This is a genomic window from Macrococcus carouselicus (assembly GCF_004359515.1).
In the GTDB taxonomy this organism is placed as follows: domain Bacteria; phylum Bacillota; class Bacilli; order Staphylococcales; family Staphylococcaceae; genus Macrococcus; species Macrococcus carouselicus.
The window spans coordinates 296,979-321,649 of the sequence record NZ_SCWD01000002.1; the positions used below are offsets into that span (position 1 = coordinate 296,979).

Annotated in this window: 28 protein-coding genes, 1 tRNA gene and 1 riboswitch; of the genes, 25 read left to right on the forward strand and 4 right to left on the reverse strand. The window is 44.0% G+C overall.

Annotation, left to right across the window (positions count from 1 at the left end):
• The first annotated feature begins 25 nt into the window (after nucleotides 1-25).
• Both ERX40_RS07665 and ERX40_RS07670 read left to right on the forward strand, forming a co-directional pair.
• Nucleotides 26-268: a hypothetical protein gene (locus ERX40_RS07665; protein ID WP_165980711.1), complete on the forward strand. Its 243-nt coding sequence runs from the start codon at nucleotides 26-28 to the stop codon at nucleotides 266-268.
• A gap of 87 nt (nucleotides 269-355) precedes the next feature.
• Nucleotides 356-1,561, forward strand: a complete 1,206-nt coding sequence (locus ERX40_RS07670) for an NADH:flavin oxidoreductase/NADH oxidase family protein (RefSeq protein WP_133417913.1) — start codon at nucleotides 356-358, stop codon at nucleotides 1,559-1,561.
• 36 nt (nucleotides 1,562-1,597) lie between these two features.
• Here ERX40_RS07670 and ERX40_RS07675 read toward each other — a convergent pair whose 3' ends face one another.
• Together ERX40_RS07675 and ERX40_RS07680 are read right to left on the reverse strand one after the other, a co-directional pair.
• Nucleotides 1,598-1,930: an SdpI family protein gene (locus tag ERX40_RS07675; RefSeq protein WP_133417914.1), complete on the reverse strand. Its 333-nt coding sequence runs from the start codon at nucleotides 1,928-1,930 to the stop codon at nucleotides 1,598-1,600.
• Nucleotides 1,927-2,691, reverse strand: coding sequence for a gamma-glutamyl-gamma-aminobutyrate hydrolase family protein (locus ERX40_RS07680; protein ID WP_165980712.1), 765 nt, complete (start codon nucleotides 2,689-2,691; stop codon nucleotides 1,927-1,929). Before ERX40_RS07680 ends, ERX40_RS07675 begins: the two co-directional genes overlap by 4 nt.
• Before the next feature lie 112 nt (nucleotides 2,692-2,803).
• On the opposite strand from ERX40_RS07680, the gene ERX40_RS07685 reads away from it, so the two are divergent.
• From ERX40_RS07685 to ERX40_RS07705, 5 genes are all read left to right on the forward strand, one after another.
• Nucleotides 2,804-3,286 (forward strand): peptide-methionine (S)-S-oxide reductase, encoded by a 483-nt coding sequence (locus ERX40_RS07685; RefSeq protein ID WP_133417916.1) that lies wholly within the window; start codon nucleotides 2,804-2,806, stop codon nucleotides 3,284-3,286.
• Complete coding sequence (locus tag ERX40_RS07690; protein WP_133417917.1) at nucleotides 3,283-3,579, forward strand: DUF3784 domain-containing protein; 297 nt, start codon at nucleotides 3,283-3,285, stop codon at nucleotides 3,577-3,579. The genes ERX40_RS07685 and ERX40_RS07690 overlap by 4 nt, the downstream gene beginning before the upstream one ends.
• A 44-nt stretch (nucleotides 3,580-3,623) precedes the next feature.
• Nucleotides 3,624-3,694, forward strand: a tRNA-Thr gene (locus tag ERX40_RS07695).
• Between the two features lie 74 nt (nucleotides 3,695-3,768).
• Nucleotides 3,769-4,170, forward strand: a complete 402-nt coding sequence (locus ERX40_RS07700; protein WP_133417918.1) for an NUDIX hydrolase — start codon at nucleotides 3,769-3,771, stop codon at nucleotides 4,168-4,170.
• Nucleotides 4,160-4,585, forward strand: a complete 426-nt coding sequence (locus ERX40_RS07705; protein ID WP_133417919.1) for a hypothetical protein — start codon at nucleotides 4,160-4,162, stop codon at nucleotides 4,583-4,585. The genes ERX40_RS07700 and ERX40_RS07705 overlap by 11 nt, the downstream gene beginning before the upstream one ends.
• A 117-nt stretch (nucleotides 4,586-4,702) precedes the next feature.
• Here ERX40_RS07705 and ERX40_RS07710 read toward each other — a convergent pair whose 3' ends face one another.
• Complete coding sequence (locus ERX40_RS07710; protein WP_133417920.1) at nucleotides 4,703-6,340, reverse strand: FAD-binding dehydrogenase; 1,638 nt, start codon at nucleotides 6,338-6,340, stop codon at nucleotides 4,703-4,705.
• A 332-nt stretch (nucleotides 6,341-6,672) separates the two neighbouring features.
• Here ERX40_RS07710 and ERX40_RS07715 point away from each other — a divergent pair, with 332 nt between their 5' ends.
• From ERX40_RS07715 to ERX40_RS07795, 17 genes are all read left to right on the forward strand, one after another.
• Entirely contained in the window at nucleotides 6,673-7,173 is a 501-nt protein-coding gene (locus ERX40_RS07715) for an LURP-one-related/scramblase family protein (protein WP_133417921.1), read from the forward strand.
• A 134-nt stretch (nucleotides 7,174-7,307) separates the two neighbouring features.
• Nucleotides 7,308-7,577: a 30S ribosomal protein S14 gene (rpsN, locus tag ERX40_RS07720; RefSeq protein ID WP_133417922.1), complete on the forward strand. Its 270-nt coding sequence runs from the start codon at nucleotides 7,308-7,310 to the stop codon at nucleotides 7,575-7,577.
• 104 nt (nucleotides 7,578-7,681) lie between these two features.
• A complete protein-coding gene (locus ERX40_RS07725; RefSeq protein WP_133417923.1) occupies nucleotides 7,682-7,996 on the forward strand; it encodes a hypothetical protein in 315 nt (104 codons plus the stop codon).
• A gap of 71 nt (nucleotides 7,997-8,067) precedes the next feature.
• Nucleotides 8,068-8,244, forward strand: a riboswitch (Lysine riboswitch).
• Nucleotides 8,245-8,316: 72 nt separating this feature from the next.
• On the forward strand, nucleotides 8,317-9,519 hold the full coding sequence (locus ERX40_RS07730; RefSeq protein WP_133417924.1) for an aspartate kinase: 1,203 nt from the start codon (nucleotides 8,317-8,319) through the stop codon (nucleotides 9,517-9,519).
• A gap of 26 nt (nucleotides 9,520-9,545) precedes the next feature.
• Nucleotides 9,546-10,535: an aspartate-semialdehyde dehydrogenase gene (locus ERX40_RS07735; protein WP_133417925.1), complete on the forward strand. Its 990-nt coding sequence runs from the start codon at nucleotides 9,546-9,548 to the stop codon at nucleotides 10,533-10,535.
• The gene (dapA, locus tag ERX40_RS07740) at nucleotides 10,532-11,413 is read left to right on the forward strand and encodes a 4-hydroxy-tetrahydrodipicolinate synthase (RefSeq protein WP_133417926.1); all 882 of its coding nucleotides are present in this window, start codon (nucleotides 10,532-10,534) and stop codon (nucleotides 11,411-11,413) included. Before ERX40_RS07735 ends, dapA begins: the two co-directional genes overlap by 4 nt.
• Nucleotides 11,410-12,129 (forward strand): 4-hydroxy-tetrahydrodipicolinate reductase, encoded by a 720-nt coding sequence (gene dapB / locus ERX40_RS07745; protein WP_133417927.1) that lies wholly within the window; start codon nucleotides 11,410-11,412, stop codon nucleotides 12,127-12,129. Before dapA ends, dapB begins: the two co-directional genes overlap by 4 nt.
• Nucleotides 12,130-12,144: 15 nt before the next feature.
• Nucleotides 12,145-12,861 (forward strand): 2,3,4,5-tetrahydropyridine-2,6-dicarboxylate N-acetyltransferase, encoded by a 717-nt coding sequence (gene dapD / locus ERX40_RS07750; protein ID WP_133417928.1) that lies wholly within the window; start codon nucleotides 12,145-12,147, stop codon nucleotides 12,859-12,861.
• A 16-nt stretch (nucleotides 12,862-12,877) separates the two neighbouring features.
• Nucleotides 12,878-14,023 carry a M20 metallopeptidase family protein gene (locus tag ERX40_RS07755; protein ID WP_133417929.1) on the forward strand — a complete coding sequence of 382 codons (1,146 nt, stop codon included), beginning with the start codon at nucleotides 12,878-12,880 and terminating at the stop codon, nucleotides 14,021-14,023.
• Nucleotides 14,020-15,084 (forward strand): alanine racemase, encoded by a 1,065-nt coding sequence (gene alr, locus ERX40_RS07760; RefSeq protein WP_133417930.1) that lies wholly within the window; start codon nucleotides 14,020-14,022, stop codon nucleotides 15,082-15,084. The genes ERX40_RS07755 and alr overlap by 4 nt, the downstream gene beginning before the upstream one ends.
• The gene (gene lysA / locus ERX40_RS07765; RefSeq protein ID WP_133417931.1) at nucleotides 15,085-16,347 is read left to right on the forward strand and encodes a diaminopimelate decarboxylase; all 1,263 of its coding nucleotides are present in this window, start codon (nucleotides 15,085-15,087) and stop codon (nucleotides 16,345-16,347) included.
• Nucleotides 16,348-16,359: 12 nt separating this feature from the next.
• Nucleotides 16,360-17,526, forward strand: a complete 1,167-nt coding sequence (locus ERX40_RS07770) for an aminotransferase class I/II-fold pyridoxal phosphate-dependent enzyme (protein WP_133417932.1) — start codon at nucleotides 16,360-16,362, stop codon at nucleotides 17,524-17,526.
• 166 nt (nucleotides 17,527-17,692) lie between these two features.
• The gene (locus ERX40_RS07775) at nucleotides 17,693-19,771 is read left to right on the forward strand and encodes an ATP-dependent Clp protease ATP-binding subunit (protein ID WP_133417933.1); all 2,079 of its coding nucleotides are present in this window, start codon (nucleotides 17,693-17,695) and stop codon (nucleotides 19,769-19,771) included.
• A 106-nt stretch (nucleotides 19,772-19,877) separates the two neighbouring features.
• A complete protein-coding gene (locus tag ERX40_RS07780) occupies nucleotides 19,878-20,306 on the forward strand; it encodes a GNAT family N-acetyltransferase (protein ID WP_133417934.1) in 429 nt (142 codons plus the stop codon).
• Between the two features lie 68 nt (nucleotides 20,307-20,374).
• Nucleotides 20,375-20,755 carry a MerR family transcriptional regulator gene (locus ERX40_RS07785; RefSeq protein WP_133417935.1) on the forward strand — a complete coding sequence of 127 codons (381 nt, stop codon included), beginning with the start codon at nucleotides 20,375-20,377 and terminating at the stop codon, nucleotides 20,753-20,755.
• A gap of 12 nt (nucleotides 20,756-20,767) precedes the next feature.
• Nucleotides 20,768-22,075: a hemolysin family protein gene (locus ERX40_RS07790; RefSeq protein WP_133417936.1), complete on the forward strand. Its 1,308-nt coding sequence runs from the start codon at nucleotides 20,768-20,770 to the stop codon at nucleotides 22,073-22,075.
• 90 nt (nucleotides 22,076-22,165) lie between these two features.
• Nucleotides 22,166-22,720, forward strand: coding sequence for a GNAT family N-acetyltransferase (locus ERX40_RS07795; RefSeq protein ID WP_133417937.1), 555 nt, complete (start codon nucleotides 22,166-22,168; stop codon nucleotides 22,718-22,720).
• 52 nt (nucleotides 22,721-22,772) lie between these two features.
• On the opposite strand, the gene ERX40_RS07800 is transcribed toward ERX40_RS07795, so the two are convergent.
• Nucleotides 22,773-23,957, reverse strand: a complete 1,185-nt coding sequence (locus ERX40_RS07800) for an MFS transporter (protein WP_133417938.1) — start codon at nucleotides 23,955-23,957, stop codon at nucleotides 22,773-22,775.
• Between the two features lie 254 nt (nucleotides 23,958-24,211).
• On the opposite strand from ERX40_RS07800, the gene ERX40_RS11290 reads away from it, so the two are divergent.
• Nucleotides 24,212-24,520, forward strand: a complete 309-nt coding sequence (locus ERX40_RS11290) for a hypothetical protein (protein ID WP_165980713.1) — start codon at nucleotides 24,212-24,214, stop codon at nucleotides 24,518-24,520.
• Nucleotides 24,521-24,671: the final 151 nt, after the last annotated feature.

A 24,671-nucleotide genomic window follows, 5' to 3' on the forward strand; every position in this document is an offset into this window, starting at 1 on the left:
AAAAAAGACAAATATATTCACTCCGATGAATATCGAAACGAATATGCCAGAACCAACAAAAGCGACACTTCAATATTCCGGTTCGAGAGCACTTGTCTGGGGAGCAGATTCTGATGTCACGCAAGCAGAAAATCTACTCAACTGTTGTCTCCGGCATATGGTGAAGTTCAAGAAAAAACAGATTGAGCAGAATAAATCAATGGATACTTATTTAAATGAAGCATTCTCAATGGCCGCAGAACACATTTATGAAGGTCCAATTGAATAATTCGACTGCATGCCGAAGAGGCATGCAGTTTTTCTATTTAATTCAAGAAGCTTATAATGGATGAAGATAGAATGAAGGAGTGTTTTTATGACGAAGCTATTATTTGAACCGCTTAAGCTGAAGAACGGAACAGTGATTAAGAATAGACTTTATAAAGGTGCGATGAGTGAGGCGATGGCTATAAATCATCGGCCGACTGATGAACTGATTCGCGTCTATCAGCGCTGGGCGCTGGGCGGCATCGGTATGTCTCTGACCGGCAACGTCATGGTGGACAGACGCTATCTAGGGGAACCGGGCAATGTTGTCATTGAAGATGACAGAGATATGGATGCACTGAAGCGCTGGGCACAGGCAGGCACTGAAAATGGCAGCCATATCTGGATGCAGATCAATCACCCGGGTAAACAAAGTCCGAAGTCATTGACGAAAGAACCTGTCGCGCCGAGTGCGGTGCCGATAACAGGAGCAGCAGGCAGTGGCTTTAATCCGCCCCGTGCTATGACAACTGAAGAAATCAAGGAAACAGTAGATCGCTTTATCACGACAGCGAGAATTGCGAAGGAAGCAGGTTTTACAGGTGTACAGATTCATGGTGCCCATGGCTACCTCGTCAGCCAGTTCCTGTCACCGCACGATAACCGTAGAACGGATGAGTATGGAGGAAGCTTGGAGAAGCGCATGCGCTTCCTGATAGAAATCTATCAGGGAATGCGTGAGGCGCTGGGCGAACATTTTCCGATTAGTCTGAAGATCAACTCAACCGACTTCAAAGAAGATAGCTTCACTGAAGAAGAATCCACAGCAGTCATCAAGAAGATGGCCGACCTCGGCATGGATCTGATTGAAATCTCTGGCGGGGATTATGAGAAACCGAAAATGATGGGAGACGGTGAAGTCTACTTCCTGGACTATGCAAAGAAAATCAGTCAGGAAGTGGATATGCCGATTGCAGTGATCGGCGGTTTCCGTAAGAAGGAGAGCATGGTAGAGGCCATTGAAGAGACGGACGTCTCAATGATCGGCATCGCGAGACCACTTGTCCTACGACCTGACTTACCGAATCGGCTGCAGAATGGCACATACAATAACATTGAACTGCCGCGTCTGAAAACAGGCATCAAAGCATTGGATGACAGCATCGGGGGTTTTGCAGGGCTTACCTATTACGAGCAGCAGATCAGTCGATTAGGTCGGGATCTACCGCCTGTAAAACATACAAATGCATGGTCCCCCCTCTTTCACTTAGTAAAAACACATGGACCTGCGGCATTATCGCCAAGAAGACGATAGAACGAATGAATGACACCTCAATTGTGAAGTGTCATTTTAAAGTTGGAAGTATTTGAGCGCGTGCTCTGTTTTAATGACCAAATAAACAATACCAAGTAGAAGGAGAGCAATCCCGCCGAAATCAGTCCATAGGTGATGACCATAAAGAATTTCAATAATGCTCAGCAGCACACCGATTATAATCAGAACGAGTGTAATCCGCAGCATTAATCGGTTGGCGTACGACTGGGCAAAATTCCAGTGAGCTTCGGATTGCATCGAACGTTTTGACCGATAACCTGCCAGCATATTAGGCTTGTCGTTGACTGCATGTCTAGAGAACAGGTAAACAAACAAAAAGATGAAGAGACTGGTGATGAGTAAGATCATTCCTTTACTTCCTTCTGCTTCTGTTCATCGATTTCTTCACCCATAGCGGCATAATGTTCTGCAGCGGCTTGAATGAAAGCTGCAATAATTTTTTTTGAAGGTTCGTGCTTATAATAGAGGGCTTCCGGATGGAACTGCAGACCGAACATGAAGGTATCATTTTGACTTTCAATTGCTTCAATCACACCATCCGGGGCAGTAGCTGAAATGATGAGGCCTTCACCGATTTCATCATTCGCCTGATGATGGACACTATTGATACGGAATTTAGTTTCCCCGACTATGTCATGCAGCTTCGTTCCTGATTTTACTTCAATAGAATGCTGAAGGAAATCTCTATCAGATTGCATTTTATGCTGGATTAGATCACCTTCTATTTCTGAATTGATATCCTGATACATAGAGCCGCCGTGAATGATGTTCAGTAGCTGGCTGCCGCGACAGATAGCCAGTATCGGTATAGCACGGTTTAAGGCATACTCAAGAACTTTGAGTTCATAAGCATCACGGCCACTTTCCACTCGGCCGAGCATAGGATGAGGTTCTTCGTCATAAGTAGCAGGGTCAATATCTGTACCGCCAGTCAGGTAAAGACCATCGATTCTATTGACCTGTTCCTTGATGGCTTCGTCTTCAGTCGTCTTAGCCAGAAGCATAGGAACGCCGCCTAAATCTGAGACAGCATCCACATATTCTTTAAGCGCATGAAGATTGCCGTTATTCAACACTTCTGATGTGATACCGATAATAGGTCTTTTCATATTCATACTCCTTCACACTTATTTAGTTCTTTCTACCCTGCCCGTAAGGCAATGACACATTTCATTTAGAATGACAGATTCTGTATGATAAAATAAGGAGAGGGGTGAAGCGGTGGAGATCATTTATCTAGCAGGTGGCTGTTTATGGGGTGTACAGGCATTTATCAAAACAATTCCAGGAGTGATTAAAACAGAAGCAGGACGTGCAAATGGTCTAAGCCATACGCTAGATGGCAATTATGATGGCTATGCTGAATGTGTAAAAACGACATTTGATCCAGAAAAGCTAAATGTACAGGATTTAATCGATCATCTGTTTATGATTATTAATCCGTATAGTGTGAATCGGCAAGGCAATGACATAGGTAAGAAATACCGTACAGGCATCTACAGTAACGATGAACAGCATCTACATGAAGCAGAAAAATATATAGCAGCGAGAACAGACCGAGACCGTATAGCCGTTGAAGTGAAGCCGCTGATTAATTATGTGCCAAGCGCTGAGGAACATCAGGATCATCTGGATAAATATCCTGATCATTACTGTCATATTCCATATGAACTGATGACAAAATATAAGGAGAAGGAGATATGAATGTACTGGTTATACTGTTCTTGATTCTCGGCATCGTGATGCTGACGGGAAAGGGCAGTTTTCTCGTGGCAGGTTATAACACGATGTCAGAAGAAAAGAAAAAACGCTATAATGAAAAGCGCATTACACAGGCGGTAGGCGTAGTGGCATTACTGGCAAGCGGTTATATATATGTGATGGAAAATATGAAGGTATCAGAAGGATTATTGAATATCATTTTTATAGTTATGACACTGCTGATTGTCGTATTGATCAATGTTCATCCTTATTTTAAGAACTCTAGTGAAAAATAGGGTTGAAATTTTAAGTGATTATATTTAGACTAGTATATAGTCGCGCCTCCATAGTTAAGTGGCATAACGTATCAATGGTAATGATGAATCCTCAGTTCGATTCTGGGTGGAGGCATAGTGCACCGAAGTCTGATCAGACTTCGGTTTTTTTATGGGTTAGATATAATTGAAGTGAAGGGATGGATTCTGATGGCAGATATTAATTGCGCGGCGCTTGTTTATATAGAAGATAGCAAATTACTACTTGTAAAAGTAAGAGAACTCGAGAAATATTATTTACCTGGTGGTAAGATTGAAGCAGGTGAGGAGCCCATTGATACAGCGATTCGTGAAGTTCATGAAGAGTTAAATGTAGAGCTGGATAAGAAACAGGTTCATTATCTAGGTCGTGTTGAAGGTCCGGCCTATCCTCAGGATGCGACTGTCTCCCTGGAATGCTTTACTTATGAAGGATCACTGGAAGAAGCGGTCCGGCACAATGAGATCACGGGTATCCGATACTTTGATTTAGAACATAGTGATCTGATAGCGCCAGCTGTATTAGTGCTGATTGATAAACTGAATAGCAAGGCGCTTGTTTATGATAAGTGAGGATATATTACTTGAACAGCTGCCGGCTGAACTGCGGCAGTTAATCGTTGCTCGGGATATTGAAGCGATTGTCGGTTACTTTTTCGAGTATGATATCGAGGAAAGACGCATTGCGGATGCTTTGTCGCGCTATGCAATTGTGAAAGATGAAGGTCTTCTGCATAGTGCTGCTGCAGAAGTCTACATGCACTGTCTGCCTTATTTAGATGATGCCTTTCAGTTAGCTTTCTATCATCAATGGCGTGAGTTGGAATTGACTGAGTTTAACGATCAGGTTCTGTTAAGAAGTTTTCTGCAAAATAAAATTCATCCTGACTTTGAACTGATACCTGCAGCTTGTTATGAGTTTGTTGAAGATAAGTTGTTTAAATATGAAGGTAAAAATTTAAACGTAAGGAACAACAAAGACTGCTGATTATCTTACCAGCAGTCTTCTCTCTGTGAAGTGTCGCACTTTTGATGTAAAGTGCGATTTATGGTTCAGCTATTTTTAAGGTGAAAGGGTCGTGCTTTCAGTCGTTTTCGTGACACTTTACTTGCCGCATATCCCTCTGGCCGCCCGCAGTCCGCTGAAGATGCAGCCGCCGAGGAATGTGCCTTCAAGGGCACCGTACCCGTGAACACCGCCGCCGCCGAATCCTGCGACTTCTCCTGCCGCATAGAGTCCTTCGATCAGCTGTTCATCTTTACTGAATACCTGGCTGTTCAGGTCAGTCTGTATGCCACCGAGTGTCTTACGGCTGATGATATGCAGTTTGACTGCGATGAGTTTACGGCCGTCCAGAAACTTATGGGGTTTAGCAGTTCGTATCAGTTTATCACCAAGAAAATGTCTTGCGCCGTTGATGAAGGTGATCTGTGGATCTTTGCTGAAGGGATTGTCGACCTGTAAGTCACGTAGTTCGACCTGTTTTTTAATCTTTTCATAGTCCAGCAGATCATCACCTGCTAACTGGTTCATCTTACTGATCAGCTCTTCAAGATTATCCGCTTCGACAAAATCTGCACCATCTGTCCGGAATTTCTCGACGGGGCCGGTAGCATGAGAGGACAGGCGTTCTTTGAGAATCTGTTTATAGTCTTTGCCAGTCAGGTCAGGGTTCTGTTCTGAACCGGACAGGACAAATTCTTTCTTCATGATGTCTTCAGTCAGAACAAACCACGAGTAATCGTAGCCAGTCTTACAAATGGATTCCAGTGTATGGAGCGTATCAAATCCAGGATAGTCAGGTGCAGTGAATCTGTTGCCTTCTGCATCGAACCACAGCGATGAGGGTCCCGGAATAATACGAATGCCATGATTATTCCAGATCGGTGTATGATTCCTGATACCTTCAGTGTAATGCCACATGCGGTCTTTATTGACGAGTCGCACACCGGCGTCTTCACTGACCTTCAGCATCCTGCCGTCTGTTGAATCGGGGACGCCTTGGATCATATGTTCAGGTGCCTTTCCTAGACGGCCGGGCCAGTTCTGTTTGATGAGCTCATGGTTCGCGCCGATTCCGCCTGTCGTGATGATGAGTGTCTCGACATCCATATTGAATGTATCAATGACCGTGCGGGATGACGGCGCACCCCGTTCAACATCACTTGGTTCCAGGATGTTGCCGATTATCGCTTTGATTTGATGATGGTCAATCGTGATATCAGTAACCTGGTGACGGGGTAAAAATCTAAAGTCCTGATGAGCCAGGCAGTAACTGACGAACGGTTCTATCAAACCTGGTCCTGTGCCCCATGTGATATGGAACCGTGGCACTGAGTTGCCGTGACCTTCTGCATTTGAACCTCCGCGTTCGGCCCAGCCGAGGACAGGTGCAAACTTAATCCCCATCGATTTCAGATACTTCTCCTTCTCAAAGCAGGCGAAATGGATATAAGCCTCCGCCCATTTCTTCGCCCAGACATCTTCATCTTCCAGCCGGTCAAAGCGCGCTGTGCCTAGCCAGTCATTGAGTGCCAGTTCATAGGAATCCTTCACCCTGAATTTGCGCTGCAGTCCGGAATTCACTAAAAATAATCCGCCGAATGACCAGAATGCCTGGCCACCCATGGCCTGTTTCGGTTCCTGATCCAGCATCACCACTTGATGTCCTGCTTTTAATAACTCAGTAGCAGCCACCAATCCGCTGAGTCCTGCTCCGATAATCGTCACTGTTTTCTTCATGTCGTTCTCCCTTCTGAACACTTATATTCTAGCATAATGTGCATAACTTTCAGCATCTGAACCCAGTCGGTTTTTATATTTACGTATCATTAGATAGTCTAAAGTTCAGGAAGTCTTTATAATAGAATCAAAGTATGGGAAAAGGAGCAGATAAATGAAAGCTAACCTGTTGCTATCAATTACAATGATAGTCATCGCACTGATATATCTGGTACTCTCAATATTAATACCGAGTGATGTCCGCATCGGTTCATGCATTATCTGTACCGTGCTTGCGATTATATTTTATCTATTATATAGATTTGGATGATAGAATCATTTAGGAGGCTATTATGAAGCTTTATGCAAAACAGCAGGCTTTTTCATGGAATCAGAACTTCAATATTTTTGATGAGAATGGCGAAGTGGTATACATCGCCAAAGGAAAACCGGATATTTTCGGACGACGCAGAATCAGTCTGATGGATAGTCTTAATCATCATGAACTGGCTTTCCTGAAGCAGCAGGCATCCGCTTTCAATACAACGATGGAAGTATTCATGGACAAAGAGCATGTATTGTCCGTCCGTAAGAAGGCCCTGTCTTTCACTCCTGTCTTTCTGGTGGAAGGGGAGGACTGGATAGTGGAAGGATCGTTCTTCTCCTATGACTATACAATCAAGGACTCAATGGACCGGATCATTGCCCGCATCTCCAGGAAGATGCTGAGCTGGACCCATACGTTCGAGATAGATATTCAGGAGCCGACTGCTGAAGTGACCCATATACTGAGCGTAGTATTGACCATACAGCTGGAGCTGGACAGAGCATCCGCTGCCACCCTTATCGTCTGATCCAATGCTATATGGAGAGACTCAAAGTCTGAATTTGAAGCAGTCCTAACGGGGCTGCTTTTTAATTTGCATCACATTACTAATCATGTTATAGTTATAAAACGTAATTATTACGATTTAAAAAAGGAGTCAGCATGGCAAAAAAATCTAAGATCGCAAAAGAAAAAAAGAGACAGCAGTTAGTGGAACAGTACAGAGCGAAACGTGAGCAGTTAAAACGCGAAGGCAACTATGCGGAACTGGCGAAGCTACCACGAGATTCTTCACCTACACGACTGACAAGACGATGCGAAGTGACGGGCAGACCTAGAGGTGTCTACCGTAAATTTAAATTATCACGTATCGCATTCAGAGAACTTGCACACAAAGGCCAGATACCAGGCGTAAAAAAATCGAGCTGGTAATATTAAAAGTCAGATCCCGCTGGATCTGACTTTTTTTAATGAACGGCTGGAATACAATATCTGTTATAATTGTATGGAATAATATAGAAAGAGGGTGTGGAAAAATGCAGACACGTTGTTCACTTAAAACTTTCCAGTTTCGATTTGTAGCGATGCCGGGTGTTCTCACACTGGATTCTAAAAAAGAGCGACTGATCTTTGAATCTGAAGCAGTAGGTAATCTGGAAGGTATGACCGAAACGTTTGAAATCAGCAGAATTGAGAAGGTTCAACTATCAAAAGGCATATTTAAAGAGACGCTGGGTATTTACTACGAAGGAGACTGGTTCAAATGGACCCACTTCTTAGATGACCAGTATAAAGATATTTATCATTTTCTTAATAAAGATAAGACTAATTTCACGACTACTTCCCTTTAATCCATTAAACTATTGACAATTTTCTGTACATTCTGTCAAAGGTTATGTATAATAAAAAACAACAATTAAATAGAAAGAGATGAGGCGCATCGATCATCAGTAAGTAAAGTCTGGAATCTGCAAATACTTTACTGAAAGGGTGAGATGCCGAAATATAGTGATTCTTGCAGGGATGGCTATGTTGGATTATCGAGTTAACAGCTCATGGTCTGTCATTATTTTAAAAATAATGGAGTGCATCACTTGTAAATAGATAAAACAAGTTCATTCCAGCGATGAACTTGTTTTTTTGTTTTCCGGATGCCTGAGGAGGATTTTGTGTGACAAAGCGAAGTGTGATTAAATTTGGTGGAACATCTGTCGCTGACTTTACGAAGCTCAGAAATATTGCGAGCTATTTGAAGAAGCGGACGGAACAGGATGAACAGCTGGTCGTGGTTGTATCGGCCATGGGGAAGACAACTGATGAACTGCTGAAGAATGTGGAACTGCTGACTGCAAGGCCGAATGAACAGGATTTAGCGTTACTTCTGACAACTGGAGAACAGCAGACGATTTCCTATCTGTCAATCATCCTGAAAGAACTCGGTGTCCGGACCCAGGCGATGACTGGGTTTCAGGCAGGTATCCGGACGAAAGGGCATCATTTGAAAAGTAAGATACTCAATATAGATGAACAGAAATTTGAGCAGACATTTGACAGCTGCGATATTGTCGTTGTGGCAGGTTTTCAGGGCATGAATGAGCTGGGAGAGATTACGACACTCGGTCGAGGCGGCAGTGATACGACTGCTGTCGCAATTGCTTCAGCACTTGATGTTTCATGTGAAATCTATACCGATGTCGCCGGCGTCTACGGCACAGATCCTCGTATTTATCCGGCGAAGCGTCTGGATTATGTCAGCTATGAGGAAATGATGGAGATGAGTGCACTTGGTGCAGGTGTGCTTGAGACAAGAAGTGTGGAAATCGCAAAGAATTATCATATCCCGATTTACTTGGGGCAGACATTATCAGAAGAGAAGGGGACATGGATTATGGCACAGGAAGACATACTGGAGAAAAAAGCAGTCACCGGTGTAGCGCTCGACAAAGATATGGATTATGTCACCGTGAGCTATCCGATGAACGACAGCAACTTACTGAAAAAGCTGTTCGAGCTGCTGGAGAAAGAAGAAGTCAATATCGATATGATCTCGCAGATCGTCAATATGGAAGGCCTGCAGATTTCATTTACGATGAAGGATACCGACGCAAACCAGATCAACAAAATCTTCTCCGTGCTGCAGGAGGAGTATCCATCGATGAACTTCATCATTCACGAGGATTACGTGAAAGTTTCGGTGATCGGTTCCGGTATGCGTGATATGTCGGGGGTTGCAAGTAAGGTGTTTATGACACTGCTGACTAACGATATCCCGTTCTATCAGGTCACGACTTCAGAAATCAGCATCTCATACGTGGTCGACCAGAAGAACGGGCGAGAGGCAGTCGGAAAATTATGTGCAGTCTTTGAATTATAGCTCACAAATTTAAGGAGGAAGAATCAATGAAATTAGCGATTGCAGGGGCAACGGGTTTAGTCGGAACAAAAATGATGGAAGTTGTAGAACGCAGAAACATTCCTTTTGATGAGCTGACATTATTCTCATCAAAAAAATCAGCAGGACAGGCCATCACATTCAAGGGGCGGGATTACGAAGTGCAGGAACTGACAGAAGCGCGTGCGGCTGAGCATTATGATTATGTACTCATGAGTGCAGGTGGCAGCACGTCACTCAAGTTCTCGCCGATATTCGAAGCGGCCGGAGCAGTGGTCATTGATAACTCCAGTGCGTTCCGTATGCAGGAAGATATCGATCTGGTTGTACCGGAAGTGAATAAACCGAAGCTCGACCGTACGATTATCGCCAATCCGAACTGTTCGACCATTCAGTCCGTCGTACCACTCAAACCGCTCGCTGAAACATTCGGTCTGACACGTGTCGCTTATACGACTTACCAGGCAGTGTCAGGATCAGGTCTTGCAGGACTGAATGATTTAAGAGAAGGCGCTAAAGGTGAAGCACCAACGAATTATCCACATCCGATTCATAACAATGTGCTGCCGCATATCGATGTCTTCCAGGAAGACGGCTACACAAAAGAAGAAGTGAAGATGATTGATGAAACGAAAAAAATCCTGAATCTGCCTGACCTGCGTGTCACCGCGACATGTGTCCGTGTGCCGGTCGAAGACAGCCATAGTGTGGCCATCAATGTGACGCTGGCAAGACCTGCAACAGCTGAACAAGTGAGAGAGGCATTAAGTCAGCAGCAAGGTGTCGTCCTGATCGATGACGTGCAGAACAATGAGTACCCGTTAGCCATCAATGCGACGGGACGAGATGAGGTCTTTGTCGGTCGTATTCGTGAGGATGAATCGCTCGATAATACATTTCATATCTGGTGTACAGCAGATAACCTGCTGAAAGGGGCAGCTTTAAACGCTGTTCAGATTCTTGAAGCACTTCTTAAAGAGAGAGGGGAAGTATCATGACATTATTCACGGGAACAGCAGTAGCAATCACGACACCCTTTAAAGACGGGGCAGTGGATTATGGAACGTTTGAGCGTCATGTTGATTTTCTGATCAATAACGGTATGCAGTCCATCTTCGTCAACGGCACAACAGGTGAAGGTTCGACATTGAATGAAGACGAAAAACTGAAGCTCGTGGAATGTGCTGTAAAAATTTCTGACGGACGAGTACCGATTATTGTCGGTACAGGGACAAATAATACAGCGCTATCAATTGAACATTCGCTTAAAGTCAAAGAAGCAGGTGCTGATGCTATTATGCTGATTACACCTTATTACAACAAGACGAACCAGCGTGGGCTGATTGCTCACTTTACAGCGATTGCAGATGCAGTGGAGCTCCCGGTCGTTCTCTACAATGTCCCGTCCCGTACGAACCTGACCATTGAGCCGGGTACAGTTAAGACGCTTGCTGAGAATGATTATATCGTCGCACTGAAAGACGCAACAGGCGATATGCGTTATCTTGAACAGGTGAAAAGCTTAGTACCAGAGGGATTCGCTATCTATAGTGGCAACGATGATTCCATTATTCCGTTCTATGAGCGCGGCGGCGATGGGGTCATCTCAGTCGTGGCCAATGCAGTGCCCGCTGAATTCCAGACGATCTACGAGGCATATGCAACGAATCCGGAGGAAGCGCAGCGCTTATTCGATAAAGTCAGACCGCTGATTGATGCACTGGCTGTCGATGTCAATCCCATGCCGATCAAGGCGCTGGTCACTGAACTCGGGTTTGCAGACGGTGAAGTGAGACTGCCGCTTGTACCGCTGGAAGAAGCGGACAGCAAAGTGATTCATGAAGCCTACAAAGCTTATAGAGGTGAATCATCATGAAGATATTATTAGTCGGCTACGGTGCGATGAACGCGCGTGTTGCCCGTATCGCTGAAGAACGCGGCCACGAGATCACGGGTATTATCTCACAGTCGGATAAAACGTATCCTTATCCTTCAGTCAAAGTAGAGGATAACTGGCCTGTGGCAGATGTCATCATCGACTTTTCACATCCGGATTTATCGCTCCCTGTCATCAGTAAAGAACATGCTATTCCGCTGGTCACGGCGACTACAGGACGCAAAGAGGAAATCATGAGTGAACTGGAAGCGGCCAGTACAGTAAAACCTGTCTTCTTCAGTGCGAATATGAGTTACGGTGTGCATATTCTGACTGAGATCATCAAATATAGTGTACCGCTCCTCCAGAACTTCGATATCGAGCTGACAGAAAAGCATCATCGTAAGAAAGTCGATGCACCGAGCGGCACGCTCATCAAACTGTATGATGCCATCAAGGAACAGCGAGAACAGTCATATCCGGTATACGACCGGACCGCTAAAGAGAATTCTCGAACAGATGAGGAAATCGGCATCAACGTTGTACGCGGCGGCACAATTGTCGGTGAACACGAAGTGTTGTTTGCCGGACATGATGAGACGATTCAGATCATCCATCGTGCTCAGAGTAAGGATATATTTGCTAGCGGCAGCATCGACGTTGCAGAACAGCTGGTCACTAAAAAACCAGGCTACTATACATTCGATAACTTATAAAAAGGGGAGATCAATATGACATTACAATCAGCACAGGAAATTATCCAGTATATCAGTGACAGTGAAAAGAAAACACCCGTTAAAGTATACGTCAATGGGGACTTCAGCAGCCTTATTTTTCCACCAGCATTAAAAGTATTCGGCAGTGAATCATCTAAAACAATTTTCGGTGATCTGAAAGACTGGCAAGCCTTCTATAACGAACATCAGTCAGTCCTTACTGATGTCGAAGTCGAGTATGACCGCCGTAACTCAGCAATTCCTCTCATCGATCAGACGAAGATCAATGCGCGTATTGAACCGGGTGCCTTCATCCGTGAGCATGCAGAGATTCATGATGGAGCTGTTGTCATGATGGGCGCAACGATCAATATCGGTGCTGTTGTCGGTGCGGGCACGATGATTGATATGAATGCGACACTCGGCGGACGTGCAATGACAGGTAAGAATGTCCACGTCGGAGCCGGTGCGGTCCTTGCCGGTGTGATTGAACCACCAAGTGCTGATCCCGTTGTCGTTGAAGATGATGTGCTGATCGGAGCGAATGCAGTTGTATTAGAAGGGGTACGTATCGGTAGAGGCGCTGTGGTGGCAGCGGGCGCAATCGTGACGGAAGATGTACCGGCTGGTGCAGTCGTTGCAGGGATGCCGGCGCGCGTCATCAAGCAGGCACACGAAGTGGCAAGCTCCAAAATTGAGATCGTGCAGGCTTTAAGAAAGCTGAATGACTAACTAAGAGGTGAAGGTTATGGAATATGAATATCTGAAAGAGACAAGACGCTGGCTGCATCAGCATCCGGAACTCAGCATGCAGGAGTTTGAGACATCCGCATTTATCAAGCGGGAACTGGACGAGATCGGTGTCCCTTATGATACGCCGCTTGCGACAGGTGTTGTCGCTTATCTTGAAGGGACGTCAGACCGTGCGATTGCGTTCCGTGCTGATATCGATGCGCTGCCGATTCACGAGGAGAACAATGTTGACTATCGTTCTGCAGTCGATAATGTGATGCATGCCTGTGGACATGATGGTCATACGACGATGCTGCTGGCATTCGCCAGACGCGTCAAGGCACTTTACGATGCCGGTCAGTTGTCAGTCACTGTCTATTTCATCTTCCAGCCTTCAGAAGAGACGGAAGCAGGCGCAAATCAGCTGCTGAAATCCTATACCTTCAGCCGACAGCCGGCCTATATTTTCGGACTCCATATGATGCCGGATAACCCGGAAAATACGATTCTATCAAAACCGGGTCCCATAACGGCAAGTGCGACTGAATATCGTTTCTTCATTAAAGGATTGTCAGCGCATGTCGCGAATAAAGAGCAGGGCCATTCAGCAGGAGAGGCGCTCACATTTATATTGAACCAGTTGTCTCAGCTGCAACACTACCACCTGCCAGGACTCAGACAGAATATCATTCATATCGGCCGTTTCCATGCCGGTGAAGCCATCAATACGGTGCCATCGAACGGCTATCTGGAGGGGACCATCCGGACTTATCATGCAGATGACCTGTCCGTTATCAAAGAACAGATGACAAGGATTGCTGAAGCCGCTGCGACAGTGACGGGTTCAGCAGTGGAAGTGAAGTTCTCAGAAGGCTATCCTGCTACAATTAATGATGCGGATGCCTATGCATTGATGCAGGCGGCAAGCACGGATACTCATTTGACATGGATAGAGAAGAGTGAACCTTATTTATTCGGCGAGGACTTCGCCTTCTACAGCCAGGTTGCATCGACTGCTTTTGCGTTTCTCGGCTGCCGGAACGAGGAGCAGAATTATGTTACAGGTCTCCATACATCCACCTTTAACTTTGATGAACAGATGATGGCAGGCGGCGTTGATTTATTCAGTGCGATCTTAACGAGATTTGAGGTGGCACGATGACAGCGACATGGACACTGGATACACAGGTATTCAAAGACAATATTCAGCATGTGACGCATGGTCAGCCGGTGATGGCAGTCGTGAAGAATAATGCCTATCACTATGGGCTGGACTTTGCAGTAGAGGCATTTCTTTCAGCCGGTATCGATACATTCAGTACAACGGTCTTACACGAGGCCATACGCGTGCTTGAACTGGCGCCTCGCTCGACAGTCTTTCTGATGAATCCGTCCATGGAATTCGATGTTCTGAAAGAACATAATATTCATATGACCCTGCCATCGCTTGATTTCTACCTGGCTCATCAGGAAGAACTCGCGGGTATGAAGGTCCACCTGGAGTTTGAGAACCTGCTGCATCGTTCAGGCTTCAGGACATTCGATGAGATGAAGGAAGTCATCAGACTGAATACGGCACTGCCAGAAGGGAAACAGATGAAGATTACCGGCATCTGGACACATTTCGGTTATGCGGATGAATTTGATGTGCCGGATTACGATGCTGAAAAGTTAGCGTGGCTGACCGGCCTTGAAGAGATGCTCGAGGATTATCAGTTTGACTTTGTGCATGCTCAGAACAGTGCAAGTTTTGTCAGAGATGGACACTTTCATCAGCATACGCATGCAAGACTCGGTATTATCCTTTACGGCAGCAGACCTTATTCAAGTCTGGACGAATCTGTCACAACTCAGGCTTTGACCGTCAGCGCGCACGTCATTCAGATACGTGAGCTTAAAGCAGGAGAATCTGCCGGCTACAGTTTCGCTTATACAGCGGATCATGACGTAAAGATTGCAGTCATTGATATGGGTTACGGTGATGGCATACTTCGCACGCGGAGTCAGCACGACTGTCTGATCAACGGCAGACGTTTTCCGATCCGTGCACTGATGATGAGTCATCTCTTTGTTGAAGTGGATGACAGTGTTAAACAGGGCGATACGGTGATTCTATACAGCAATGATATCCGTATCGACGAACATACATTCAAAGGGGTCGGCGCCAATTCTGAACAGCTGAGTGCTTTGAATCATCATTCATTAAAAAAGGAGATTATTTAGATGACATTACAATATACAGATCATGAACTGACGATGCACGGCCATAAGCTGACTGATATCGCGAGGGAATATGGTACGCCACTCTTTGTCTATGATGAGACGATGATTCGCAAGCAATGCCACAGGTTTCAGCAGGCACTTAAAGCATCAGGACTGAACTATACGATTTCTTATGCGTCCAAAGCATTCTCAAGTGTACAGCTTTTTAACTTGATGGCAGAAGAACATATGGGACTTGATGTCGTCAGTGAAGGTGAGCTCTATACAGCGCTACAGTCCAATGTAGCACCGGATCGTATTCATTTCCACGGTAATAATAAGACGGACAGCGAAATCCTCTATGCCATTGAGTCAGGTGTGGAATACTTCGTTATCGACAGTCTGGACGAGATTGCACGTATCGACCGTTTAGCGACAAGACAGGTTAAAGCAGTGCTCCGCATCAATCCAGGTGTTGAAGCGCATACGCATGAGTTTATTCAGACAGGACAGGAAGACAGCAAGTTCGGCCTCAGCATCAAGAAAGGACTGGCCTTAGAAGGCGTCCGCCGAATAGAAGCGGCAGACCATATCGACTTTATGGGGGTGCATTTTCATATCGGGTCGCAGATATTTGAATCGACAGGCACAGTTGAGACAGTGAAGCTGGTGATTCAGTGGCTGAATGAGAATAATATCCATATTCAGGTGCTGAATATCGGTGGCGGCTTCAGTATCAAATATACAGATGATGATGTCAGCTACCCGATTGAAGAAGGGATCAAGACGATTACAGATGCCATTAAATCAGCGTGTCAGACGCATGATTATCCGGTGCCGGAGCTATCTCTTGAACCCGGACGATCAATCGTCGGTGAAGCAGGTATCACACTTTATGAAGTCGGCACTATTAAAGAAATTAAGGATACGAATTATTATGTCTCCATCGATGGCGGCATGAGTGACCATATCCGTACGGCCCTTTATGATGCGAAATATGAAGTGCGTCTCGTCAACCGTGAGGAACCGCATGACAAGATGATGACCATCGCCGGCAAACTCTGTGAGTCAGGTGATATCATCCGCCGTGATATTGAACTGCCGGCGAGCATTCAGCGTGGTGACTTACTGGCTGTCCTGTCAACTGGCGCTTATCACTACAGCATGAGCTCGAACTACAACCAGATGCTGAAGCCCGCTGTTGTCTTTGTGACTGAGGAGCAAGTACGTCCTGTCATCAAACGTCAGACGCTTGCACAGCTCATCCAGAATGACATCATCTAAGGAGGAGAGAGGATGACACCTCAATTTAATGAACGTGTGACTGCGCTGCAAGTACCGGGCACAAGACAGTTTGCCAATAAAGTGAGTACATACAGTAATGGTATCAACCTGACACTTGGCCAATCCGGATTTGATGCGCCGGACTTCATCAGACAGGCGATGACAGATGCAATAGACAGGGGTCAGTTACGCTATACGCATAACAAAGGACTGATAGAACTCCGTACGGCCATCACTGATTATACAGCTGCACGATTTAATGTGAATTATAATCCTGAGACAGAAGTACTGGTGACGAACGGTGGCTCAGAAGCGATCGACAGTATATTTAGAACGATTCTGAATGCAGGAGATGAAGTCATTATTCCGGCACCGGCATATGCGGGTTATGAACCTATCATCCATCTGCTGGGTGCCAGGACTGTCTTTGTAGATACGACAGAGACAAACTTCGTTCCGACAGCAGAACGAATAGCTGCAGCAATGACGCCACAGACGAAAGCCATTCTCTTCAATTATCCGACCAATCCAACCGGGACGACGCTGAGTACAGAAGCTATCCAGGAACTCGTGCAGTTGCTGAAAGATAAGGATATCTTCATCATTACGGATGAGATTTATTCAGAGAATGTTTATGAAGGACAGCACCATTCCTTCATTGAGTATGCAGAAGTACGCGATCAGCTCTTCTATATTAACGGCTTGTCGAAGTCACATGCGATTACAGGCGCACGAATCGGCTATGTGCTGGCACCTGAAGCGGCGATTGATGAGGTGACGAAAGTCCATCTCTATAACACAATCTGTGCTGCCACGCCATCACAATACGGCGCGCTCGCAGCTTTGACGCATCCAGACAGCAGACAGTTGATCAGTGATATGAATCATGCTTATATCGAGAGACGGGACTATCTATATGACAGACTCAGACAAATGGGACTGCCGGTAGAACTTCCAACTGGTGCATTTTACATCCTGCCTAATATCTCTGCCTATAACACAGATTCATTTCAGTTTGCGACAGACCTGCTGGAAGCAGAACAAGTAGCTGTCGTGCCTGGTGCTGCTTTCACTGCATACGGGGAAGGCTACATTCGACTGTCATTCGCGAGCACGATGGAAGAGATTGTAGAAGGCTGCAACCGTCTGGAGAGATTTCTGCATGTCTATCAGAAATAGCCTAAGTCTCCTTTTGAGGAGGCTATTTTTTATGTCAAAATAATAGTCAAAAAAGGTCAGTAAAATGTTTGACCTTTTTTGACCTTGGTTATATAATAAATATATCAAAGGTATTAAGTTACTTTTGATCGTAACAATACAACTGAATATTAGGAGGAATAAATTGATGAATAACTCATTTTTCAACAGCAATTTTGACGCAATTTTTGACTCTATGTTTAACGAATTAAATTCAAGTCACTACACGAACAAACGTTACTATATAAATGGACATGAAGTCACAGCTGAACAATTAGCAGCACTTAAACAGCAAGGCTATCAATTTAAAGAAGATCAGCAGCAAGCACCTGTACAAGGTAAACAATTAGCAACTGATGGTATTTTAGGTAAACTGGGTCGCAACTTAACTGAAGAAGCACGTCACGGTCAGCTTGATCCAGTGATCGGCCGTGATAAAGAAATTCAGGATACAGCGGAAGTGTTAAGCCGTCGTATTAAAAACAATCCAATCTTAGTCGGCGAGGCAGGGGTCGGTAAGACTGCCATTGTTGAAGGTCTCGCTCAGGAGATTGTGAAAGGCAATGTGCCTGCTTCAATTAAAGATAAAGAAATCTATTCACTTGATATCTCAGCACTGGAAGCCGGTACACAGTACCGCGGTGCATTTGAAGAGAACGTTCAGAAATTACTGGATGAAGTGAAATCACAGGGAAATATCGTTCTTTTCTTAGATGAAATCCATCAGATTATCGGTGCTGGTTCTACTGGTGGTGACTCAGGCAGTAAAGGTCTGTCAGATATCATTAAACCTGCGCTCAGCCGTGGTGAAATTTCTGTCATCGGTGCAACGACTCAGGATGAATATCGTAATACGATCTTAAAGGATGCAGCATTATCACGTCGATTTAACGAGGTCGTGGTCAACGAGCCATCTAAAGAAGATGCGTTTGAGATCTTAAAGGGCATCCGCGATAATTACGAGCAGCACCACAATGTGGAAATTCCGGACGAAGCACTCAAAGCGGCAATTGATTTATCTATCCAGTACATTCCGCAGCGTACTTTACCGGATAAAGCGATTGACTTAATGGATATCACAGCAGCTCACGTCTCTGCTGCGCATACAGCAGTGGATAAAGTGGAAGCTGAAAAAGAAATCGCTGCATTAACTGCAGAAAAAGACAAAGCGGTACAGAATGAGGAATATGAAAAAGCAGGCAATATTCAGGCTCAAATCAAAGAACTGAACAACAAAATATCAGCAGCACATGATGACAACAAAAACACAGTGACAGTGGACGAAGTCGCTGCAACAGTGGAACGCTTAACAGGTATTCCGGTCTCTAAAATGGATTCAGATGATCTGGAACGGCTGAAAAACATCCAGTCACGCTTAGAAGAAAAAATCATCGGTCAGGCTGATGCCGTGAAAGCTGTATCCCGTGCCATCAGACGTAACCGTGCAGGTTTCGATGAAGGCAACCGTCCAATCGGTAGCTTCTTATTCGTCGGTCCGACAGGTGTCGGTAAAACGGAACTGGCAAAACAGCTGGCCGTTGACTTGTTTGGCAACAAAGACTCACTCATCAGACTTGATATGAGTGAATACATGGATCAGACAGCCGTCTCTAAAATGATCGGTACTACAGCGGGTTATGTCGGTTATGACGATAACTCCAACACACTCACTGAACAAGTCAGACGTAATCCTTACTCAGTTATTCTCTTTGATGAAATCGAGAAAGCCAATCCACAGATTCTGACATTACTGCTGCAAGTACTGGATGACGGTAAACTGACAGATGGTCAAGGGAACATCGTCAACTTCAAGAATACGATTATCATCGCAACGTCTAATGCAGGTTTCGGTGATGGTCAGGAAGCGGACAGAGAGAACATTTTTGACGATCTCAAGCACTTCTTCCGTCCGGAATTTCTTAACCGCTTCAATTCGATTGTTGAATTCAGACACTTAAGTAAAGAGGACTTACAGGAGATTGTTGAACTGATGTTAGCAGATGTTCAGCGTACGCTTGATAAAAAAGAAATCACGATGAACATCACAGATGAAGCGAAAAAGTGGCTCATCGAACAGGGCTACGACGAAAAACTCGGTGCAAGACCATTACGTCGTGTCGTTGAACAGAATGTCCGTGATATGATCACTGATTATTATCTGGATTATCCGGAAATTAAAGAAGTGAACATCCATGTTAAAGATGAACAACTCGCCATCAATGTATAATGAAAGGACGGCTCAGATGAGCTGTCTTTTTTCAATAGTCAATCAGTAGTCATTTCTTATCAAAACATCTATAATGGACACCATAAACAGTAAGGAGAGTGAGCGCATGAAACTCAAAGTGAACAAACTGCAGGAACTTTCTTCCGAAGAAATATTGACGATTATTGAAGCGAGAATCAACACCTTTATTGTAGAACAAGGCGGACATTACGGAGATGTGGATCAGCATGACCGTACGTGCCTACATGTTTCATTAGAAGAAGACGGCCAACTTAAAGCGTATTCTCGTATCATTGAAGAACCTGACTACGTCAGATTTGGCCGGGTGCTTGTCCTGAAGGAATTTCGCAAGCAGAAATTAGGCCGAAAGCTCGTCGGTCTGACTCTTGAAGAGATTCAGAAACGTTACCCGGGCAAGACGATCAAGATTATTGCGCAAGCTTATTTGAAGGGGTTCTATGAATCATTTGGCTTCACTGCAACATCCGATGTCTATAATCATCATGAAATCCCACATATCGATATGGAACTTTAACAGTCTTTCAGCAGAAAGGCTGTTTTTTGAATTAATAAGCCATTATGCTATAATAAAACTATCACGTGATGGTTTGGAGGGATATTAATGGGAAGGACTTACTGAAAATCGGTGAACTGGCGAAGCAGGCTGGTGTAACCAATCGGACGATTGATTATTACACTAATATGGAGCTGCTGGATTTCGTGCGGACGTCATCTAATTACCGGCTGTATGATGTATCGATGATTGACCGTGTTCATCAGATCGAAAATCTGAAAGCCCAAGGTAAGCATCTCACTGAAATCCGCCAGATTTTCACACCTGAACGGTGCGATATACAGTCGCAGATTAAACAGCTTGAACAGGATATCAAGCGTATTGCACAGTCTGATAATCTTGAACAGATAAAACAGCTGGCAACAAAAGACTTAGCAGTGGTTAAGACACTGTTACTACTTTTACATTAACGGAGGATATTTTTGGAAACCACAATTAATTTAATAATTTTTACTATACTCATCGTCTTGACCGCATTCTTTGTCGCTACAGAGTTCGCTATCGTCAAAGTCAGGCACTCTAGATTGAGCCAGCTTGTAACAGAAGGGAAGCCGGGTTCACAGGCCGCACAGAAAGTGGTCAGCCAGCTCGATGAATACTTAAGTGCCTGTCAGCTCGGTATCACCATCACGGCCCTCGGTATCGGGATGGTCGGGGAGAAGACCTTTGAGTTCATCCTGCACCCGTTCTTTACAGCCTTAGGAATTCCGCACGGCTGGATTCATGGCTTTACCATCGCAGGTGCATTCGTCATTGCGACATTCCTGCACGTTGTCGTCGGTGAACTTGCACCGAAGACCATCGCGATCCAGAAAGCTGAAGCGGTGACGCTGCTGTTCAGTAAACCTATTATGTTCTTCTATAAAATTCTTTATCCATTCATCTGGATATTGAACGGCTCTGCACGGCTGCTGATCAGACTGTTAGGTATTAAACCAGTCAGTGAGCATGAAATGACACATAGTGAAGAAGAACTTCGTCTCTTATTATCTGACAGCTATCAGTCAGGAGAAATCGATATAGAAGAGCTGAATGTCATCAATAATGTCTTTGAATTTGATGATAAAGTTGCCCGGGAAATCATGACACCGCGTAATGAAATCATCGGTTTTGATGTAACGACTTCAATGGCAGAAGTATTGAAGTGTATGACGGAAGAACGCTATACAAGATATCCGGTCTATGAAGGCGATAAAGACCAGATCATCGGCTTTATCCATATGAAGGATTTCATCAAGTTCACTATGATGGATAAAGAAAGTGTCATGAACATGAAGATGACGGACTATATCAATCCGGTTATCCGTGATATAGAATCTGTTTCACTGAACAGTCTCCTTCAGAAAATGCGTCAGAAGCGCATCCATTTGGCCATTCTTATGGATGAGTACGGCGGCACAAGTGGACTCGTGACGATTGAAGATATCATCGAAGAATTAGTCGGTGAAATCCGTGACGAACATGACGAGGAAGAACCCGAACGGATTGTCAAAATCGCTGATCATCATTATAAAGTCCATTCAAGCGCGGCAATCAATGATATCGAGAAATTACTGGACATCACCATCGAACGCAATTCAATAGACACGATGGGCGGCTGGATGGCCCTGTTAACAGAAGAGTCAGATGAAGTCTTTTATGAAGGCTATATATTCCATGTCTTAGAAAGAGATGAGCACCAGATCAACTGGATAGAAATCTACGAATCACCGAGTGTAGTGACAGAATAACGTGAAAATCTCTCCTGATGAGGAGAGATTTTTTTATAGCAATTAAAATGGTAATATTTGAATTATAGAATGAACATTCAGGAGAATACGATGCAGATAAACGGATTTAAAGTAGAGCTACGACCCTTAGAAGAAAAATGGCTGAAAGATCTGTATTACTGGAAGTATGAAGAAAAACATCAGGAAGCGGATAAGTGGAATGGACCCTATATTCCGAAAGAGCACCTGAACTGGGATGACTTCTGTCAGCAGCAGCAAAATCAGTTTCTTTACTATGATGTCTATAGCCAGCTTATCATTACAGTGAAAGATAGATTTATCGGCACTGTCGGTTGTTACTGGGTGGACCAAAATACTGACTGGCTAGAGACGGGAATTGTCATTTATGACCCCGCATACTGGAACGGAGGATACGGCACAGAAGCCTATAAACTCTGGATTGATTACCTGTTTAACCAGACGAACTTACATCGTCTCGGCATGTCGACCTGGTCAGGTAATCAGCGCATGATGAAAGTGGCTGATCGAGTTGGAATGAAAGAGGAAGCAAGGATCAGACAAGCGAGGCAAGTAGGTGGTGAATATTATGACGCCATCAAGATGGGCATCCTGAGAAGCGAATGGGATAAAAATAACAACATATAAATATTAGAAATAAGCTCGATTTTCCGTTGTTCTGGAAGTCGAGCTTATTATATTACTTAAATAATTTTCTGTATTTCATACTAATTAAGAAACAGATGATGTAAGCACATGCAGCTATTAGAAACGCAGCGACCACTGAATAATCTGCTGTTATGCCTACTACATATGAGCTGACACAGAAGCATAGAGAATAGACCATGCCATTAAGCGTATAAAGTGCAGTCAGTGAATAGTCGTCCAGTCTCATCTGAAGCTGCGTATGCATAAGAGTCGCTCTCAACTCATCGCAGACACCAAAGATAAATGAAATAATGAACGCGAGGAGGAAACTCTTATTATAAACGAAAATGATGTTAAGGAGGGCCAGTATTAAAGGAATCGTTACAATATATAGACGAGTATGATTCAACAGTTTGTCATTGAACTTGGTGAGAAGGAGGCCTCCTACTAATACGCCTAGAAAAAAGAGAGCGTTGATCAAGCTGAACCATGAGACATTAGCTTGTAATCTTTCAGCCACGAATACAAGCAGGATGGCTGCAAGCCATACACTATGACCGATTGATTCAAATAAAGTAGTCTTATTTAAAAAATGGCTTTCCTTTAATGATTGATTAACTTTCATCATTCTGCTGAAGCTGCGGAAGATAGAAGTTTGATCCGTTTCCAAACCATCCTGCTGCAAGTGTAACCTATTTATTAAAGTGACTGATGCAATGTACAGAACGGTAGTTATGACGATCACCCATTCACTGCCAAGTAATAGCAAAATACCACCCAATGACCATGAGCCAATCTGCACCATACCGTTCATCATACTCATCTGAGCATTGGCATAACCGATATGTTCGGTATGCTCGGTTAATGGTATCAATGTCATCTTCAGTGGATTTGTAAAACCATCCAGGAAAGCATTGAGAAAGGCAAGTATATAGAGCAAATAGATTTGTTCTGTCAGCACCATGATAATCAGAATGACGATCATCAAAAAAGTTTTAACGGTTTGATTAAATAATAATATCTCTTTTTTAGACCATCTACTATATACGTAAGGTGCGAACCAGCCACTGGAAAATACAGCGGCAGTGATCGTGATAGGTATATAAACGGAGGCCTGAGCAGAATGTGTCTGACTATAGACATAGCCAATCAATGCAACAATGTAAAGGACATCGCCTATATTAGCGAATAGCTGACTAAAATAAAGGTATTTAAAATGAATAGATAGTTTTCTCATATCCTTCTCCAGATAACAGACTCATCTATCGTCGTACAAAGAGAAGTCTCCCCAGAGAAAAGCGGTTATTTAGTTTTAAACTAAGCTCAGATACTTTGTACGAAAAATAGAATCGTCTGAGTAATGTGATTAAAGAAGGTTTGACTACATATTTAAATCGCTCCCATATATCAGAGTAAGTTGTTACTAATGTATCATTTCACGATTTGGAAGTAAATTGTGTCATAGAGGAAGGATGAGTATAATATAAAAAAATGCAAAGTCAGTTGAATGAAGTGACCTGTACATTATTACAGTTACATGATTTATTCTTTCTTTCTGATGACTTTCATAAGAAGTTTATTCATCTGCTCTGGATGATGTGGCTATTCCAAAGGGCGAATTTAAGAAACATACTATCTATCATTCTATTCGTAACTAATCATGAACAGTTATTAAATGAGTGGATGCATCAGGAGAAATTTAAATTTATGCTGGAGCGAAATGGTTATATTGAAACTGAAGAGATTGGAGCAAACTGTGTGATCATTTTTTATGATGATCAATTTCAGCCTGGCTGTTAGATGATTGACGGCCAATATGCATTTAATAAAAGTGGTAAACTTTCTGGAATCCATGGCATGTGACTTCTTTTTAACAAATTAGAAAAGATTGGCAAGATTATAATGACATCGTCTTTAAAGGACCCTGATCATCAATAGATGAATTTTTTAT

Bases quoted from the DNA above. Each gene is read 5' to 3' on its own strand.
- ERX40_RS07770 (WP_133417932.1), top strand. From the start codon at position 16,360: ATGACACCTCAATTTAATGAACGTGTGACTGCGCTGCAAGTACCGGGC.
- ERX40_RS07725 (WP_133417923.1), top strand. From the start codon at position 7,682: ATGCAGACACGTTGTTCACTTAAAACTTTCCAGTTTCGATTTGTAGCG.
- ERX40_RS11290 (WP_165980713.1), top strand. From the start codon at position 24,212: ATGCAAAGTCAGTTGAATGAAGTGACCTGTACATTATTACAGTTACAT.
- ERX40_RS07735 (WP_133417925.1), top strand. From the start codon at position 9,546: ATGAAATTAGCGATTGCAGGGGCAACGGGTTTAGTCGGAACAAAAATG.
- ERX40_RS07665 (WP_165980711.1), top strand. From the start codon at position 26: ATGAATATCGAAACGAATATGCCAGAACCAACAAAAGCGACACTTCAA.
- ERX40_RS07700 (WP_133417918.1), top strand. From the start codon at position 3,769: ATGGCAGATATTAATTGCGCGGCGCTTGTTTATATAGAAGATAGCAAA.
- ERX40_RS07710 (WP_133417920.1), bottom strand. From the start codon at position 6,340: ATGAAGAAAACAGTGACGATTATCGGAGCAGGACTCAGCGGATTGGTG.
- ERX40_RS07755 (WP_133417929.1), top strand. From the start codon at position 12,878: ATGGAATATGAATATCTGAAAGAGACAAGACGCTGGCTGCATCAGCAT.
- ERX40_RS07680 (WP_165980712.1), bottom strand. From the start codon at position 2,691: ATGAAAAGACCTATTATCGGTATCACATCAGAAGTGTTGAATAACGGC.
- ERX40_RS07785 (WP_133417935.1), top strand. From the start codon at position 20,375: ATGGTTTGGAGGGATATTAATGGGAAGGACTTACTGAAAATCGGTGAA.
- ERX40_RS07715 (WP_133417921.1), top strand. From the start codon at position 6,673: ATGAAGCTTTATGCAAAACAGCAGGCTTTTTCATGGAATCAGAACTTC.
- dapD (WP_133417928.1), top strand. From the start codon at position 12,145: ATGACATTACAATCAGCACAGGAAATTATCCAGTATATCAGTGACAGT.
- rpsN (WP_133417922.1), top strand. From the start codon at position 7,308: ATGGCAAAAAAATCTAAGATCGCAAAAGAAAAAAAGAGACAGCAGTTA.
- dapB (WP_133417927.1), top strand. From the start codon at position 11,410: ATGAAGATATTATTAGTCGGCTACGGTGCGATGAACGCGCGTGTTGCC.
- ERX40_RS07775 (WP_133417933.1), top strand. From the start codon at position 17,693: ATGAATAACTCATTTTTCAACAGCAATTTTGACGCAATTTTTGACTCT.
- ERX40_RS07780 (WP_133417934.1), top strand. From the start codon at position 19,878: ATGAAACTCAAAGTGAACAAACTGCAGGAACTTTCTTCCGAAGAAATA.
- ERX40_RS07670 (WP_133417913.1), top strand. From the start codon at position 356: ATGACGAAGCTATTATTTGAACCGCTTAAGCTGAAGAACGGAACAGTG.
- dapA (WP_133417926.1), top strand. From the start codon at position 10,532: ATGACATTATTCACGGGAACAGCAGTAGCAATCACGACACCCTTTAAA.
- ERX40_RS07690 (WP_133417917.1), top strand. From the start codon at position 3,283: ATGAATGTACTGGTTATACTGTTCTTGATTCTCGGCATCGTGATGCTG.
- lysA (WP_133417931.1), top strand. From the start codon at position 15,085: ATGACATTACAATATACAGATCATGAACTGACGATGCACGGCCATAAG.
- ERX40_RS07675 (WP_133417914.1), bottom strand. From the start codon at position 1,930: ATGATCTTACTCATCACCAGTCTCTTCATCTTTTTGTTTGTTTACCTG.
- ERX40_RS07795 (WP_133417937.1), top strand. From the start codon at position 22,166: ATGCAGATAAACGGATTTAAAGTAGAGCTACGACCCTTAGAAGAAAAA.
- alr (WP_133417930.1), top strand. From the start codon at position 14,020: ATGACAGCGACATGGACACTGGATACACAGGTATTCAAAGACAATATT.
- ERX40_RS07705 (WP_133417919.1), top strand. From the start codon at position 4,160: ATGATAAGTGAGGATATATTACTTGAACAGCTGCCGGCTGAACTGCGG.
- ERX40_RS07800 (WP_133417938.1), bottom strand. From the start codon at position 23,957: ATGAGAAAACTATCTATTCATTTTAAATACCTTTATTTTAGTCAGCTA.